The following is a 16,160-nucleotide window of genomic DNA, read 5'->3' as shown; positions in this document are numbered from 1 at the left end:
ATGTCAGAAAAAACCCCTTCTTTTACTGCGTCCGCTTCCAGTCACGAGCCCTCTGTCAACACATCTGGCACCACGCCTGCCGCAAAGGCGGGCTGGCGCGATGTCTGGAAGGTCTATACGGAAGCAGCCACCCTGCGCATGTTGTTGCTGGGTTTTTCTGCCGGTCTCCCCTTGCTCCTCGTATTCGGCACGCTGAGCTTCTGGCTGCGCGAAGCCGGCATTGATCGCACCACCATCGGGTTTTTAAGCTGGGTCGGCCTGGCCTATGGCTTCAAGTGGGTCTGGGCGCCCCTGGTGGACCGCCTGCCCATCCCGGTGCTGACACGCCTGCTGGGCCGCCGCCGCAGCTGGCTGCTGCTGTCGCAACTGACCATCATTGCCGCACTTGTCGGCATGGCGCTGACCGACCCCCGACTGGCGTTGATGCCTGTGGTGTGGTGTGCTCTGGCCGTGGCCTTTGGTTCGGCCACGCAGGACATCGCGCTTGACGCCTATCGCATCGAATCGGCCGATGTTCAGCGCCAGGCCGCGCTGGCCGCCAGTTACCAGACGGGTTACCGCATCGCCATGATCTGGGCGGGTGCAGGCGCGCTGTGGATTGCAGCACGTGCAGAGGTGGCGGGTGTCACGGGCTATCAGCAGGGTGCCTGGCAGACAGCCTACCTGGTGATGGCGGTATCCATGCTGCTGGGCGTTGCCACGGTGCTGCTGTCGCCAGAACCTGCAGCGCGGCCGCTTGCGCCGTCACGCAATGCGGCCGAGTGGCTCAAGAGCGCGCTGGTCGAGCCCTTCGCCGATTTTTTACGCCGCTACGGCAAACAGGCCGTGCTGATACTTGCTTTGATCGCCATCTACCGCATCAGCGATGTCGTGATGGGCATCATGGCCAACCCGTTTTATGTGGACATGGGCTACACCAAGGATGAAGTGGCGGCCGTCACCAAGATCTACGGCGTCATCATGACGCTGGCCGGCGCGTTTATCGGCGGCGCGCTGGCCATGCGCTTCGGCGTGATGAAAGTGCTGATGCTGGGTGCCGCGCTGAGCGCCGGCAGCAATCTGCTGTTCGCCTGGCTGGGTTCGCGCGGCCATGACGTCAATGCGCTGATCTTTGTGATCTCTGCAGACAACCTCTCAAGCGGCATCGCATCGGCAGCATTCATTGCCTACCTCTCAAGCCTGACCAACATCAATTATTCGGCCACGCAGTACGCGCTGTTCAGCTCCATGATGCTGCTGCTGCCAAAATTCCTGGCGGGTTATTCAGGCAAGTATGTGGATGCCTTTGGCTATACGCACTTCTTCACCGCCACTGCGATCCTTGGCCTGCCGGTGCTGGTACTGGTGTGGCTGGCATCACGGATGAAAAAGCCCGAAGGAGCCTGAAGAGGCGTGAAGTCATCCGCGGATGCTTGGGTTGAGGGGTGTTTTTGTCTTACAGCAAAGGGCATGGAGCCGTTATAAGGTCGTGCTCCGTTGCCGGTTTACCGCAACTTTACGGTGGCTACAAGCGCACTTGTTGCGTGCAACGCACCATTTACACATTGCGATTCACGCGCTTGCCGCGTCAAGGAGGACTCGCTCATGGCTCAACAGCAACTTTTAATGATTGAAGACGATACCCGCCTGGCCAACATGGTGGGTGAATACCTGCGCCAGTCTGGTTATGGTTTTACCCATGCAGCCGACGGCAACAGCGGCCTCGCAGCGCTGCAGACCAGCACGCCCGACCTCGTCATCCTGGACCTGATGCTGCCCGACATGGACGGACTTGAAGTCTGTCGCCGCATCAAGGGTCAGGGCAGCGAGCAGGCCGGCACCGCCGTGCTGATGCTGACTGCCAAAGGCGACCCGATGGACCGCATCGTCGGCCTTGAAATCGGCGCTGACGACTACCTGCCCAAACCGTTTGAGCCGCGCGAGTTGCTGGCCCGCATACGCGCCGTGCTGCGCCGTGGCGGCGAAACCGGCAGCGCAAGTGGCAGCAACGGCGTACAGAAAGTCATGCGTTTCGGCTCGCTTGAAATCGACCGCGACGCGCGCACTGTCACGGTGTCAGGCAACGCCTGCGAGCTCACGTCATACCAGTTCGACTTGCTGGTGGCGCTGGCCGAACGCTCCGGCCGTGTGCTGAGCCGCGACCAGATCATGGAAGCCGTGCGCGGCCGTGAACTGGAGGCCTTTGACCGATCCATCGACGTGCACATGGGCCGCATACGCAGCGCCATCGAGGCCGACCCGAAAGACCCGAAACGCATACTGACGGTGCGCGGCGTGGGCTACGTTTTCGCCAAACAACAAGACTGAAGAAAAATGGCTATGGAGCTTCTAGAAATGCAATTGTCGGGATGCAGGGCGAGGCGCCCGGAGCGCAGGACACCGGAATGCACCTCGGTGCATGAGGATTCCGAGCACCGCGCAACGACGCCATGCGCCCGACAATTGGGTTTATAGGAGCTCCATATGTGGACACGGTTCACCTCACACCTTTATGTCCGCATCTGGCTGGCTGTGGTCGCCACCGTGGTGGTGCTGACCTTTCTGGTCGCTGCCGCCTGGCGCTTCACCAAAGACCCGCCGCAACTGCCCATACGCGAGGTGCTGGTGCACAACACGAATGGCGAAGTCATTGGCACCGCACAGACAAAACCCGACCGCAAGCTGGGTGATGACCTGGAGTTCGACGTCGTCACCAGGGATGGCCAGAACCTGAAGCTGCTGATGCCGCGCCCCAAGCGCCCGCCGCCGCCGCCATGGGGCCGCCCGCCGTTTGACTTTGGCTGGATGCTCATCGTTGTCGGCTTGGCTGTTGCCGTCGGCGCCTATCCGGTCATGCGCCGCCTGACGCTCAGGCTGGAGTCGCTGCAGCGCGGCGTCGAGCGCTGGGGCGAAGGCGACCTGTCTGCACGCGTCAGCGCCGAAGGCAGCGATGAGGTGGCTTTCCTGGCCGCGCGTTTCAACCACGCGGCCGAGCGCATTGAAACCTTGATGAATTCACACAAGTCGCTGCTGGCCAACGCATCGCACGAGTTGCGTTCGCCCCTGGCCCGCATACGCATGGGCCTTGAGTTGATGGGTGCCGATGCCAACTCGCCGCAGCGCATGGAAATCTCGCGCAGCATCAACGAGCTCGACCAGCTGATTGACGAAATCCTGCTGGCCAGCCGGCTCGATGCACGGCAATCCGATGCCGAACCCTTTGAGCGCCTGGACCTCACCGGGCTTGCCGCAGAAGAATGCTCACGCGTCAATGCTGAACTGAGTGCAGACCTGGATGCCGCATCGCCGGGCCAGTCGGGTCAGTCGGGTAATACCAGCCTGGGCGTAAGCACCACCAGCCGCAGCCTGACGCTGCAGGGCTCGCCACGCCTGCTGCGCCGCCTGATCCGCAACCTGCTTGAGAACGCCAGGCGATACAGCAATGGCGACATCAGCCTTGAGCTCTCGCAGGTCAAGCGGGGCAGCCGTGAACTCGCCGTCATCAAGGTGAACGACCGTGGCCCCGGCGTGCCCGAAGCCCAGCGCGAGCGCATCTTTGAGCCCTTCTATCGCCTGCCTGGCGCGAGCGAGCGTGAGGGCGGTGTGGGCCTGGGCCTGGCGCTGGTCAAGTCCATCAGCCAGCGCCACGGCGGTACGGCGCGGTGTGAAGGCAGGCCGGGCGGTGGCGCTTCATTCGTTGTCGAGTTGCCAGTGCATCAGGCCTGAGCCTTCTTTTTCTCCATGGGCCGAATCTGGCCGGGGCCAATCAAACGCCGGCGATCAGCTCGCGTGTCAGTTGCGCTGCAGGAATTTCTCTGCAAGTGCTGTTGTTCTGCCCAGACCAGAGGGGCGAGAAATCACCCAGGCCCAGGCTTTCGGCGCGCGCGCGCAGCGGTGCGATCGCGGCAGTGGCCAGTGGAAATGCCGGCGGCGCGGCGCTCAGGGGGCCAAGTTCCTGCATGACACGATTCATGATGCCTCGCGCCGGCCTGCCGGTGAACAGATTGGTCAATGCGGTATGGCTGGCAGCCCCGCTTTTGAACGCCGCCCGGTGCACGGCGCTGGTGGTGGCTTCCGGGCACAACATATAGGCCGTGCCCACCTGCACGGCGGAAGCACCCATCGCCATCGCTGCGGCCACACCCCTGGCATCTGCAATACCGCCTGCGGCAATCACGGGAACACCCACCGCATTCACGACCTGCGGCAGCAGCGCAAAGCTGCCCAGCTGGGTGCTCACCTCGTCCGTGAGAAACATGCCGCGATGGCCGCCCGCTTCCAGCCCCTGGGCAATGATGGCGTCAGCGCCGTTCGCTTCCAGCCAGCGCGCTTCAGCCACCGTGGTCGCCGATGCCAGTACAACGGCGCCCCAGGCGCGCACCCTGGCCAGCAGGTCTGGTGAAGGCAGGCCGAAATGAAAACTCACCACAGCGGGCTTGAAGGCCTCCAGCACATCGGCCGCTTCGTGGCTGAAAGGCGAGCGGCCCGCACCCGGTGGCACGGTGGCTACATCCAGACCCAGTTCGGCGTAATAGGGTGCCAGCGCTTGCCGCCATGCCGCCTCGCGTTCGGTGCTGACCACCGGCGGCTCATGACAGAAAAAATTGACGTTGTACGGCTTGCTGGTTTGTTTGCTGATGGTGTCCAGCTCGCCTTGCAGGGCCTGCAGGCTCAGCATGGCGCAGGGCAGGGACCCCAGGCCGCCAGCGTTGCAGACTGCAACCGCCATGGCGCTGCCCTGCACGCCAGCCATGGGCGCCTGGATCAGGGGCAGCTCTGTGCCCAGCATGGCCTTGAGCGATGTTTGCCTTGCAGTCATGTGTTTCCCCTGTATGTGGCCCGGTCACCAGGCGTCTTTCAAGTTGACGGAGCGACCTGTTGCAAGCCGTCAAGCACGCGCTGCGCGCTGATGTCATTGAGGCAGCGCGTGTGGCCCAGCGGGCATTCGCGCTCGAAGCACGGGGCGCAGTCCAGCGGCGGCTGATAGGTCAAATCATTTTTGAGCCAGAGCACAGCTGCCTTGCCACTTAGCGGCGGCGTATGCAGCGGGCTTGATGAGCCGAATATGGCCACCTGCGGCACACCGAATGCTGCAGCCACATGCATGAGGCCGGAGTCGTTGCTGATGGTGGCCTTGCTTGCGGCGATGAGGCACAGGGCCTGAAGCAGCGAGGTACGGCCTGCAAAGTTGATGCACTGGCCTGCCTTCGCGGCATTGACCGGCGCTGCGATTTCGTCGCACAGCGCGGCCTCCTTGCCGGAGCCGAGCAGCATCACGGGCTTGTCGAGCTGCGCAGCCAGTTCTGAAAAGTGTTGGGCAGGCCAGCGCTTGGCCGGACCGTATTCAGCGCCAGGCGCAAACACGTAAAACCCGCCGCGCTGCACGCCGAGTTCGGACAGGCTTTTGTCGATGTCTGCTTCGCCCATCTGCAGTTGCGGACGGTCTGCATCCAGTCCGCCCTCACCGCTGAGGGCCGAATAAAACGCCACCATGGGTGGCTTGTTCTTCGGGTTCTTGAGGCGATGCGTCAGCAGGCCAACACGTGCCTCGCCGAAATAGCCTATGCGTTCGGGGATGCTGGCCAGAAAAGGCAGCAGTGCGCTCTTCAGGGAATTGGGAAGAACGTAGGCCCTTTCGAACTGGCCCTGAATGCGTTTGGCAATCGCACGCCGTTCGCGGAACTGCAGGCCGCCATGCGCGAAAGGAAATTCAATGACCTCGGCCACCTGGGGCATGGCGCGGTAGACCGGCGCGACCCAGGGAAGCGCGCCGACGGTGAGTTTTTCGCCGCGCGCTGCCAGGCGACGGATGAGCGGCTCGGTCATGACCGCGTCGCCGATCCACTGCGGGGCAATGATTAACGAAGCCCCCCCATGACGGCCTGCGGCCGTCTCCCCCCCGGGGGGGCGCCGCTGGCGGCCCGGCGGAGCCGGTTCCGCGGCGGCTGCTTGCAGGGATGTGGCCAAGCAGGTCCTAGTGGCCAGAACCGAAATGCTCGCCGGCCTTCAAGGCGTAGACCGTGCCGCAATACGGGCACTTGGCGCTGCCGGTGCGCGCCACGTCCAGGTAAACCTTGGGGTGGCTGTTCCAGATCTTCATGTCGGCCTTGGGGCTGGGGCAGAACACGCCGCCCTGGTGGTTCAGGTCGGAAGCAAGCAGTTCAACGGATGCTGTGGTGGTCATATATGTTGTGCTTTCAAAGAATGCCGCAGCGCCGGGCCGCCCCAGGCAAGGCACGGCCCCTTACAACGTGAAAAGGGGCAGCGTAGTACACGAAGTGACAAGCGTGGGGGCTCATACCTTGGTGAGCCAGTGGGCGTACTTTGGATTACGTCCATTGACGATGTCAAAAAACGCATTCTGGATTTTCTCGGTGATGGGGCCGCGTGAGCCTATGCCGATCTCTATGCGGTCGAGTTCGCGAATCGGTGTGACTTCAGCGGCCGTGCCGGTAAAGAAGGCTTCGTCGGCGATGTAGACCTCGTCACGCGTGATGCGCTTTTGCACCAGTTCCAGGCCCAGGTCCTTGCAGATGTGCAGGATGGTGTTGCGGGTGATGCCGTTCAGTGCGCCGGCCGACAGATCGGGCGTGTAGACCACGCCGCCCTTGACGATAAAGATGTTCTCGCCTGCGCCTTCGCTCACAAAACCCGAAGCATCGAGCAGCAGGGCCTCGTCGTAGCCATCGTCCAGCGCCTCCATGTTGGCGAGGATGGAGTTGGTGTAGTTGCTGACGGCCTTGGCCTGCGTCATGGTGATGTTGACATGGTGGCGGGTGTAGCTGGAGGTCTTGACGCGGATGCCGCGCTTCATGCCTTCTTCACCCAGGTAAGCACCCCACTCCCAGGCCGCGACCATGGCGTGTATGGTGTTGCCGCGCGGGCTGACGCCCAGCTTTTGCGAGCCAATCCAGGTCAGGGGGCGGAGATAGCCGCTTTCAAGTTTGTTCTCGCGCACAACGGCTTTTTGCGCCTCGTTGATTTCCTGCTGGGTGAAGGGAATCTTCATGCGCAGAATCTTGGCGCTGTTGAAAAAACGCTCGGTGTGCTCTTCCATGCGGAAGATGGCGGTGCCGTTCACGGTCTTGTAGGCGCGTACACCTTCAAACGCGCCGCAGCCGTAATGCAGGGTGTGGCTGAGCACATGGATCTTGGCGTCGCGCCAGTCGACCATCTGGCCGTCCATCCAGATTTTGCCGTCGCGGTCTGCCATGGAGGGTGCTACTGGGGACATGGTGATGTGATCCTGTGGTGATGTCGTGGTTGTTCTGCTCAGTCAGGTGCAGCCCGCCGGCCGGCGGGGAGCTGCAAAACCTGAAACAACGATTTTACGGGGCGGGCGAACTATCGCCAGATCAGGCCGGGGGCAGCTCGGGCGGGGTGGGTGTCGGCGGGTCTTCGGGCTGCGGACGGAAGAGTTCATGGTGCGACAGCTTGCCGCTGACAAAGGTGGCAGTCACACGCGACTCGGAACCATCCGTCCAGGCGAACACCTCGGGTTGCGTGTCTTTTGGCGACTTGAGCTCGCCCAGTGCCTTGGTCATGGCAATCACATGCATCAGCGTCATGCCGGGCTTGAGTTTGGCGTTGAGCATGACGGCGCTGTCAACATAACCAATGGGCCGGTTGGCGGCGCGCTTGAGCACCTGCATCATGCGGTTGAAGTTAAGCAGCACCCAGAACACCAGCATGGACACCACACCGGCCACACCCTGCCAGCCGTAGAAACGGTAAGCCAGGACGACGGCGGCGATGCCTGCGATGGGGACGAATATCTTTTGAAAGTTCATGGGGCTATTTTCGCAGCACCGAAATAGCCAGACTTGTGGGCAACGCTTAGATAGAGGCCATGCGCATTAAAAGATTTTTTGCGCTTTACGGCATATTTTTAATGTGTACGTTAAAAATTATGAAAAGTTAATATAGGTATTAACTTTTCGTCCTCCAAAAGCCGTGCGGGCGCTAAAAAATGAAAAAAACAGCCCAAAAAGCTGATTTTCAGGCATCAAATCGGGCTGCAGGCCAATAAATACGCACGTGAACAGCTACTAAATTTATAGCAAATTTACTCACTTCTGTCGCTAATCAGGCGCCAGCAGGTATCACAGGCACCAGCTTGTCCATGGGGATGGACGTGTCCGGCCGCTCATAGGTGCCGATCAACAGGCCGCTGGCAATGGCGCGCTCGCGTATGGCGTACATCAGGGCGTCGCGGCCGGGGGTGTCGCCGAATTCCTCGCCCACGCCTATGGCGCCCAGCGCAAACACCTGGAAGGCATATCGGTGCTTGCCGTGGCCGGGCGGCGGGTCGGGTGGTAGCCAGCCGGCCATCAGGTAGGAGTTGCGGCCCTCATGCACCTCCTGGCCTTCGTGGTCGGGGCTTCTGAGCGCGCCTTCGGGCAGGCCGCCGTCACCCGCGGGCAGATCTACCACGATGGCATGCACCAGCGGGCGCGGCGTGGGGGCGTCGGCGTCTTCAACAATCAGCACCACCGACTCGGTGCCTGCCGGCACGCCGCCCCACTGCAGCGGTGGTGACAGGCCTTCGCCATCGGCGGTGTAACGTGCGGGAACCGGTCCGTGGTCAACAAATGCCAGGCTGGTGACCGTGATGGCCGCCATACCGCTGCGCAGCCCGGCCGTGTTGAAGGCAAGCTCGTCCATGCCGGCACGCAGGTCGCGCAGTGCATGGCCAAGGGCATCGGGAAGGTTTTCAAGCATGGAAAGTTGGCTCCTGCGGCAAGCGATGTTGTGGTGACAGGATTGAAGTTAACCGCACGCGGGCAGGCCAGCTGTAGGAAAAACCGCCTTCACGCACCCCCGCCGGGCACAAGCACAAACGCCTGTGGTTGGGCATGTCACTTCTTGTGATTGACGCTCGCGATCCGGCGCTTTTCTTCATGCCGGATTTTCTCCATCATTTTGGGGTCCGGGTCCTGCCACTTTCCGCCCGCCTCGCGTGACATGAATGCCACGGCGCGGGCGAACTCTTCAAGCGACAAATCGGCACGGCCACCTTTGGACGGCATGCCTCGCACCCCCACCCAGGCATGGGCGGTGAGCACGTGTTGGCCTTCGGCGATCAGGGGTTTCCATTTTTTGCGGTCGCCAAACTGGGGGGCATCCGCCACACCGCTGCCGTGGCAGGCCGCACAGGTCTGTTTGTAGACCTGCTCGCCGGTCAGAAGGGTTTGCGCGCCCGCCGTCTGAAGCTGGGTCAGCGCCAGTGCAAGAAAGGGAAGGCACGCAAGTCGGGTGGAGTTCATGGTTTCAACCTTCAAAAATTCCATTCATGGCCTGGTAGCCACTGGCCAGCGCACATTCACGGCCAGCCCGCCAAGCTCGGGGGAACGGCCAGACTCCAGCTCTGCGCCGGTGACCGCCGCGATTCTTTTTACTATTGACCAGCCCAGGCCGCTGCCTGGCTGGTCCTGGCCAGGCTGGCGGTAAAACCGCTCGCCCAGGCGGCTCAAGGCTTCATCATCCAGGCCGGGGCCGCTGTCTTCCACGCGCAGTGACAGCGACCCGTCCCCGGTGGCCACGTGCACGCGGACAGTCCCCTGCAAGGGACTGTAGCGAATGGCGTTGTCCAGCAAATTGCGCACCAGCACAGCTGTCAGCACCTCGTCGCCCATGAGGATGCAGCCGTCCGCGGCATCAAGCTCGAGATGCTGCTTGCGTGCCAGTGCGTCCGGCGCCAGGTCGGCTGCCACGCGGCGCACCAGTTCGGCCATGTCGAGTGCCGATGCATTCGCCGCAGGTGCAGCCTCTACACGCGCCAGCGTCAGTAATTGCTCTACAAGCCTGGTGGCACGGTCGCAGCCCGCCAGCGTGAACCGCAGCGCATGCTCACGCTGCGCGGTGTCCGTGCCGGCGCCTAGCGCGACCTGGGCCTGGGCACGAATGGCAGCTATCGGGGTGCGCAGTTCATGCGCGGCATCAGCAGTGAAGCGGCGCTCGGACTCCACCATGCGCGCCACACGCGCGAAAAGGTCGTTGAGCGCCTTGACGGGCGCCTGCATTTCAGACGGCATGTGGGCCAGCACCACGGGCTCAAGGTCACTGGCCTGCCGCTGACCCAGCGCATCCCCCAGTTGCCACAGGGGCAGCAGCCCACGGCGCACCGCCCACCAGACAGCCAGCGCCAGCAGGGGCAAGGCGACCATCAACGGCCAGAGAACGCTGCGCAGGATGGCGCGCATGACTTCGTGACGCGCGGCTGTCTGCTCACCGACATACACCTGCACATCATTGTGTGCGCCCCTCGCGCCAAAGACGCGCCAGTCCTGGCCGTCGGCCAGGGTGACGGTGGCAAAGCCGGCGCTCACGGGCGACATGGGCACGGCCTGCGTGTTGGCAGAGCGCATGACCAGCCGCCCTTCGTGAAATACCTGAAACGCCACACGCGGCGCATATTTGTGCAGCGATGGCGCATCTGCAATGCCGTCGTCACTCCCTTCGGTGGCCTGCTGCACGATCAGCAGGGCGGCTGCCTGCGCGAGGTGGCCGTCAAGCAGTTCGTCAAGTTCATGGCGGGCGTCATACCAGGTCACGCCTGCTGCAACCACCCACAAGGCGGCCACCATGCCAAGCACCAGCATCAGCAGACGGCGCTGCAACGACCACTGGTGCGGCACCGTGAGTGTCACGCAATGACCTCCTTCGGCATGATGTATCCAACGCCGCGCACGGTCTGGATCAGGCCAGGGTACAGCTTGCGGCGAAGGTGGTGGATGTGCACCTCGACGGCGTTGCTGTCGACCTCATAACCCCAGCTGTAAAGCTGCTGCTCAAGCTGCTCCCGCGACATGACGCGGCCCGGGTGCAGCATGAGCGCGTGCAGCAGGTCGAACTCGCGCAACGACAAGGCTACAGCCCTGCCGTCATGAAGCACCTGGCGCGCTGACGGGTCCAGCGACACAGCGCCGCAATGCAGGATGCCCTGCGACTGCCCATTCGCACGGCGCACGAGCGAACGCAGGCGCGCGGCCAGTTCATGCAGGTCCACCGGTTTGACGACGTAGTCATCTGCGCCCAGGTTAAGGCCTGTGATGCGGTCCGGCACGGCGTCGCGTGCGGTCAGCACCAGCACGGGGGTGTTGATGTTGCGGGAGCGTGTGGCGCGAAGCACATCCAGGCCATCCCGGAGGGGAAGACCGAGGTCCAGCACCGCAGCGGCATAGGCGCCGCCAGCCAGCTCGCGCGTTGCAGCCAGGCCGTCACGCACCCAGTCGACCTGAAAACCCAACTGGCGAAGCCCGGCCTGCAGGCCGTCGCCAAGAATCGGATCGTCTTCAGCAAGTAGTACGCGCATGGATGCGTGCCTGTGTCAGTACATTGTTTTTTGCCGGGGCCATGGCCGGCACCGGCGATGTTTTCGCCGAAGTCCTGCCAGGCCTCGTATTGTGCGGCCTGCCGTCAAGCGGCACCACGCCACTGCAGCCACCAGAAACCGATGACTGCCAGCAGCATGATGACCGCCAGCACGGACCAGCTGCGGCGAATGCCCTGATGGGCCACGCCGTCTTTTTTGCCGTCGAGCATGGCGCGCACCAGGTTTTCACGGTGCAGCCAGCTCGCCAGCGCCACACCCGCGACATGCACAAACACCAAAGCCAGCATGAACGACGAAGCACCTTCATGCAATTCGGCAATCCAGTTGCCCCCGATGTCGTTGTAGGTGGCCCAGCCGGTTGCAACAATAAGCACGCTGGAGAGCAGCAACAACACTATCGCCACGGCACCAGCCGGGTTGTGACCCACATGGTGCTCTGGCTGGGCCGTGTGGACAGCGCCCGCCTGCTGACGCGCGGAATCAGCGCGCGGCGCAAACACATGGCCTGCAAGCCGCAGCATGTGCGTCAGGTAACCCCTGATGGCAGCCGGGCCACGCACAAACTCTGTAAACCGCGCATAACGCGTACCCACCAGCCCCCAGAGGATACGAAACGCCACCAGGCCGCCCAGGGTGTAGCCCAGCGTCACATGAATGAGGCGCGAGCGTTCGCTTTCAGCCGTCAGCCAGGCACCGGCAAAACTCAGCACCATCAGCCAGTGAAAAACGCGCACGGGTGCATCCCACACCAGGATTTTTTTATCGGTATTGGCCATGTTGTTACTTCGGGATCCGGATGTCGCGCTCGTTGAAATTGCCCTGCGCCGCATTCGTGTGGCAGGCCACGCAGTTGGAGGCACTGCCCACAGACGCACGCTTCCACACCTCGGGTGCTACTTCACGCGCATTGTGCTTGCGCAAAAACCAGGCTGACTGGGTGATGCGGTCCTGCGGCGGTTCCTCGCTCACGCGCTTGTAGGTACCGGCGTTCGCGCCCAGCCAGGCACTGATCTCGCGCACACTGGCTTCATCCATCGACGCATCGGTGCCGTAGTGTTTGTTCAGACCGGCCATCACCCGTTTCCATGAGCCCGCAGGAAGCATGCCCGCCGGGTAAGGCGTATGGCAGGCAGCGCACTCCTGCTTGTATTTGGGCAACAGCGGCACGGTGTTGGCAGGGCCATCCGCCAGGGCAAGGCCGGAGATGACCGCAAAGCCGGTGAACACGCCGGCGAAGAGACTGGATTGCAAAAGTGACATGGCTGTCTTTCGGTAAGAGTTGTAGATCAGCGCTTGAGCGTCAGCAGCCAGGCCAGCACATCGGCTTTTTCGGCAGCCGTGCATTCACGGCCCATCACGTCATTGCAGTTGCGCCGGAACCATTTGTCGGACTTTGCGGTGTCCGTAAAACGCTCCGGGTTAAAGGCAGGCGCCAGGGGGCCGATGGTTTTGCCGGTGCTGGCGTGCTTGCCGTCCACCGTAGGCATGCCTGTGTGGCAGGAGGCACAACTCCACTCCTTGCCATGCCTGGCGTTGAAGAGTTGCTGCCCGCGTGCAGCCTGCGCGGGCGCACCGGCCTGTGCGGTGTACGCGGCAAGCTGCTCTGCCGGTGTGATGGCGTGGGCAAACGGGCCGAGGGCTGCACTGACGACGATCAGCGCGCGGAAAAAGTGAGACGAAATATGCATGGCACCTCCATGGATAGCCATGGTAGGCAGCGCAAATTAAGACTTTCTTAACAGGGGCTCAGTCCGCCTGCAGCTTGATCTCACCAACCAGCCGGGTCCACAGGTCCGATTCTTTCTGGAACATACGGTCGAGATCGGCAGGCCCGCCCGGCGCGGGAACCGCACCCAGCGCGATAAAACGCTCGCGCACATCAGGACTGCGCAGGATGCGCTGTACGTCCGCCGCCACCTTGTCAATGATGGCCGCCGGAACGCCCACCGGCATGTAAATGCCATACCACTCCTGCGACTCAAAACCGGGAAAGCCGGTTTCTGCCAGCGTGGGCACATCGGGCATGCCTTCAAAGCGCTGCAATGTGGTGACACCCAGTGCGCGCACCTTGCCGGCCTTGACCTGGCCGATGATGGTGGGGATGGAGATGACGAGGAACTGCACCTGCCCGCCGACCAGATCCGTCACAGCCTGCGCGCCGCCCCTGTAGGGCACGTGCTGGATCTGGGCACCGGAGGCGCGCTTGAGCAGTTCCATGCTGCGGTGCCCATTGGTCAGCGCGACGGGTGAGGCGTAGTTGTATTTGTTGGGGCTGGCCTTTGCGAGGTCAAAAGCTTCTTTCGCTGTTTTGACATCGAGTGCAGAACTGTTCACCACCAGCAGGCCGGGCGAGGTGGCCACCGTTGCCACTGCGGCGAAATCTTTCTTCACGTCGTAGCTCAGGCCCTTGAGGACCAGCGGTGCAATGGCACGGCTGCTGGTCGCCAGGCCCATGGTGTAGCCGTCGGGTTTTGAACGGGCCAGCGTTTCGTCGGCCACCACGCCCGGACCGCCGGGCTTGTTGTCAACGATGAGCGGCTTGCCCCATACATCGCCCAGCTTCTGCGCCAGCAGGCGCGCCAGGATGTCGGCCGTGCCGCCCGCCGTGGCGGGCACGATGAAGCGCACCGGGCGCTCGGGAAAGTCGGCACGCGCCGGCGATACGGCAAACGCCGTCAGCATCAGCGCAGCAGCGCTGAACAAAACATTCACGGATTTCTTGTTCATGGCCGGGCTTTCAAGAGGTGGGATTCGACGACTGCCTACTTCGGCTGCCAGACCTTGCGCGGCAGCATGTTGTAGACGCGGTCTGTGCCCTCGGTGACATGGGCAACCACTGATCGCTGCAGGATGCTGCCGCGCTCGCCGCTGACTTTTACAAGGTCTACATAACGCCCGTTGACCCGGTAGCGCGAACCGTCAAACAGCAGGTGCTCAGCGGTGAAATAGGCGGTGGATTCGACCACGCCTTCTTCAGGCCCGGCCTTGAGAACGGGCGGGCAGACGTTGTGACTGGTGCGCGCAAACTTGCCGAGACGCTCTTCAAAAAATGCGCGTATCTGGTCATGGCCCTGGTGCATGGCGGTGGGTGAATACAGCCATTTGGCTTTTTCATCGAACCACGAGAGCAGCTTGTCCATGTCGGCGCGGTCCAGCGCATCGGCATAACCCTGCAGCGCTTCGTTGACGCGGTACCAGGTGTCAAAGGTGAACTTGCTGGAGCTGGAAGGCATGGATTTTCTTTCAGGTGAGTGGTTGGATTTCAGGAAGCAGGCACGAGTCGCGGCAGATAGTTGTAGACGCGGTTCGAACCTTCGAGGATATGGGCCAGCACCTGCCGGCGAGTGATGAGCGGGCGCTCGCCCGACAGATCGATGTTGTCTACATAACGTCCGCAGCCGCGGTAACGCGAACCGTCCTGCAGGATGTGCTCTGAGTTGAAGTAGGCCGAAGACCGCACTTCGCCCGGCCGGCTGCCGGGCGTGAGCACCGGGCTGCAGACGGCATGGCTGGTGCGCGCCCAGACGCTCATGCGCTCTTCAAAAAATGCGCGTATCTCGTCGTGGCCGCGGCGCATGGCCGTCGGGGAATAGTGCCACTCGGCGCTGGCATCGAAACACGCGAGGATGCCGTCGATGTCGCCATGGTCGAGCGCATTCGCATAGGCCTGCACGGTCTCGTGTACGGCCATCCAGGTGCCGAAGCTGAAGGTTTCTGAAGCAACAAACGCCATGTCTTTATTGCGGCGTCATGCCGGCCTGTTTGGCGTCTTCCTTCCACTTGGCCACTTCCTGCACGATAAAGCCGGAGAACTGCTTTGCCGTGAACGTGGAGGGCGTGAAGCTCAGGCTTTTCATGCGTTCGACGTTTTGCGGTTCGGCCAGCGCCTTCTTCACGGCATCATGCAGCTTTTCAATCACGGCATCGGGTGTGCCTGCAGGCGCAACCAGGCCCTGCCAGCCTGTGACCTCAAAGCCGGGAAAGGTTTCAGCCAGCGCAGGTATCTGCGGATCTGCTGCGACGCGCTGCAGCGATGTCACGCCCAGCCCTTTTGCGCGACCTGATCGCAGCAGGGGAAGCGCCAGCGGCAGGTCTGCAAAGGTGAAGGCCAGTTGCCCGCCCAGCATGTCATTGACCGCCAGCGGTATGCCCTTGTACGGCACATCTACGATGTTGAGCTTGCCCGCAAAACGCAGCTTGGCCGTTGAGACCTGCGACGCAGCCGAGCCATAACCGGCAGACAGGCCCTTGCCTGCCGCGCGACCCTGGCGCACCAGTTCATCAACATTCCTGATGGGCGAATCAGCGGGCACCAGCAGCATCATGGGTGCGGTAGCCAGCAGGCTGATGGCAGCGAAGTCCTTGATGGGGTCGTACTGCAGGTCTTTCACCAGCGCGACATTGGCGGCCTGCGTGGTATTGGTGGTCAGCAACAGTGTGTAGCCGTCAGGCGCACTGCGCGCGACCTCCTGCGTGCCAATGATGCCCAGTGCGCCGGCCTTGTTGTCGACCACCACCGTCTGTTTCAGCGTGGCCTGGAAGCTCTGCGCCAGCAGCCGGCCCATGAGGTCGGGGCTGCTGCCCGGCGGGTAGGGCACGACGATCTTGATGGGTTTGGCAGGCCAGGTGGCCGTCTGGGCCTGCGCGGCAGGTGCCAGGCAAACGGCCAGCAGGGCTGCCGCCAAGAGGGGTCTTCCGGCGGCTGTCCAGAAACCCGGAAACAGTACATCGGCGGGCACGCGTTTTTTCCTCAGACGCCATTGCATTGGCTTCATGCTTGTCTCCAGTCCTTGTTATGGAGGAAACGATAAGCATGCTTAGCTTTTCAGGGCAGAGTGCGAAAACA

The 16,160-nt window shown here is 62.5% G+C and carries 19 protein-coding genes; 3 read left to right on the top strand and 16 right to left on the bottom strand.

What is annotated here, in order from left to right:
- The 3 genes from HYX42_RS16435 (at position 1) to HYX42_RS16425 (ending at position 3,705) form a co-directional block, all read left to right on the top strand.
- Entirely contained in the window at positions 1-1,386 is a 1,386-nt protein-coding gene (locus HYX42_RS16435; protein ID WP_293404970.1) for an AmpG family muropeptide MFS transporter, read from the top strand.
- A gap of 198 nt (positions 1,387-1,584) precedes the next feature.
- Positions 1,585-2,307 carry a response regulator transcription factor gene (locus HYX42_RS16430; RefSeq protein ID WP_293404968.1) on the top strand — a complete coding sequence of 241 codons (723 nt, stop codon included), beginning with the start codon at positions 1,585-1,587 and terminating at the stop codon, positions 2,305-2,307.
- 156 nt (positions 2,308-2,463) lie between these two features.
- On the top strand, positions 2,464-3,705 hold the full coding sequence (locus HYX42_RS16425; RefSeq protein ID WP_293404966.1) for an ATP-binding protein: 1,242 nt from the start codon (positions 2,464-2,466) through the stop codon (positions 3,703-3,705).
- Between the two features lie 40 nt (positions 3,706-3,745).
- On the opposite strand, the gene HYX42_RS16420 is transcribed toward HYX42_RS16425, so the two are convergent.
- The 16 genes from HYX42_RS16420 to HYX42_RS16345 form a co-directional block, all read right to left on the bottom strand.
- On the bottom strand, positions 3,746-4,798 hold the full coding sequence (locus HYX42_RS16420) for a nitronate monooxygenase (RefSeq protein ID WP_293404963.1): 1,053 nt from the start codon (positions 4,796-4,798) through the stop codon (positions 3,746-3,748).
- Between the two features lie 38 nt (positions 4,799-4,836).
- A complete protein-coding gene (gene waaF, locus HYX42_RS16415) occupies positions 4,837-5,838 on the bottom strand; it encodes a lipopolysaccharide heptosyltransferase II (RefSeq protein ID WP_293405442.1) in 1,002 nt (333 codons plus the stop codon).
- 115 nt (positions 5,839-5,953) lie between these two features.
- The gene (locus HYX42_RS16410) at positions 5,954-6,163 is read right to left on the bottom strand and encodes a zinc-finger domain-containing protein (RefSeq protein WP_293404960.1); all 210 of its coding nucleotides are present in this window, start codon (positions 6,161-6,163) and stop codon (positions 5,954-5,956) included.
- Positions 6,164-6,274: 111 nt separating this feature from the next.
- Positions 6,275-7,213, bottom strand: coding sequence for a branched-chain amino acid transaminase (locus HYX42_RS16405; protein ID WP_293404957.1), 939 nt, complete (start codon positions 7,211-7,213; stop codon positions 6,275-6,277).
- Positions 7,214-7,334: 121 nt separating this feature from the next.
- Entirely contained in the window at positions 7,335-7,769 is a 435-nt protein-coding gene (locus HYX42_RS16400; RefSeq protein ID WP_293404954.1) for a glycerate kinase, read from the bottom strand.
- Positions 7,770-8,064: 295 nt separating this feature from the next.
- Positions 8,065-8,700, bottom strand: coding sequence for a YbhB/YbcL family Raf kinase inhibitor-like protein (locus HYX42_RS16395; RefSeq protein WP_293404952.1), 636 nt, complete (start codon positions 8,698-8,700; stop codon positions 8,065-8,067).
- Positions 8,701-8,837: 137 nt separating this feature from the next.
- Complete coding sequence (locus HYX42_RS16390; protein WP_293404949.1) at positions 8,838-9,245, bottom strand: c-type cytochrome; 408 nt, start codon at positions 9,243-9,245, stop codon at positions 8,838-8,840.
- A 24-nt stretch (positions 9,246-9,269) separates the two neighbouring features.
- A complete protein-coding gene (locus tag HYX42_RS16385) occupies positions 9,270-10,628 on the bottom strand; it encodes an ATP-binding protein (RefSeq protein WP_366931160.1) in 1,359 nt (452 codons plus the stop codon).
- Complete coding sequence (locus HYX42_RS16380) at positions 10,625-11,293, bottom strand: response regulator transcription factor (protein ID WP_293404947.1); 669 nt, start codon at positions 11,291-11,293, stop codon at positions 10,625-10,627. Before HYX42_RS16380 ends, HYX42_RS16385 begins: the two co-directional genes overlap by 4 nt.
- Positions 11,294-11,397: 104 nt before the next feature.
- Complete coding sequence (locus HYX42_RS16375; protein WP_293404945.1) at positions 11,398-12,090, bottom strand: cytochrome b/b6 domain-containing protein; 693 nt, start codon at positions 12,088-12,090, stop codon at positions 11,398-11,400.
- Positions 12,091-12,094: 4 nt separating this feature from the next.
- Positions 12,095-12,574 (bottom strand): diheme cytochrome c, encoded by a 480-nt coding sequence (locus tag HYX42_RS16370; RefSeq protein WP_293404943.1) that lies wholly within the window; start codon positions 12,572-12,574, stop codon positions 12,095-12,097.
- Between the two features lie 26 nt (positions 12,575-12,600).
- Positions 12,601-13,002 (bottom strand): DUF1924 domain-containing protein, encoded by a 402-nt coding sequence (locus HYX42_RS16365; RefSeq protein WP_293404941.1) that lies wholly within the window; start codon positions 13,000-13,002, stop codon positions 12,601-12,603.
- A 58-nt stretch (positions 13,003-13,060) separates the two neighbouring features.
- A complete protein-coding gene (locus HYX42_RS16360) occupies positions 13,061-14,041 on the bottom strand; it encodes a tripartite tricarboxylate transporter substrate binding protein (RefSeq protein WP_293404939.1) in 981 nt (326 codons plus the stop codon).
- A gap of 35 nt (positions 14,042-14,076) precedes the next feature.
- Positions 14,077-14,547, bottom strand: a complete 471-nt coding sequence (locus HYX42_RS16355) for a nuclear transport factor 2 family protein (protein WP_293404936.1) — start codon at positions 14,545-14,547, stop codon at positions 14,077-14,079.
- Positions 14,548-14,576: 29 nt separating this feature from the next.
- Entirely contained in the window at positions 14,577-15,047 is a 471-nt protein-coding gene (locus HYX42_RS16350) for a nuclear transport factor 2 family protein (protein ID WP_293404934.1), read from the bottom strand.
- Between the two features lie 4 nt (positions 15,048-15,051).
- Complete coding sequence (locus tag HYX42_RS16345; RefSeq protein WP_293404932.1) at positions 15,052-16,089, bottom strand: tripartite tricarboxylate transporter substrate-binding protein; 1,038 nt, start codon at positions 16,087-16,089, stop codon at positions 15,052-15,054.
- Positions 16,090-16,160: the final 71 nt, after the last annotated feature.

The sequence above is a fragment of the Polaromonas sp. genome, from assembly GCF_016185115.1.
Taxonomy (GTDB): domain Bacteria; phylum Pseudomonadota; class Gammaproteobacteria; order Burkholderiales; family Burkholderiaceae_C; genus Polaromonas.
The sequence above is the reverse complement of the archived record's forward strand: the minus strand, read 5'-3'. Positions and strand labels throughout refer to the sequence as shown.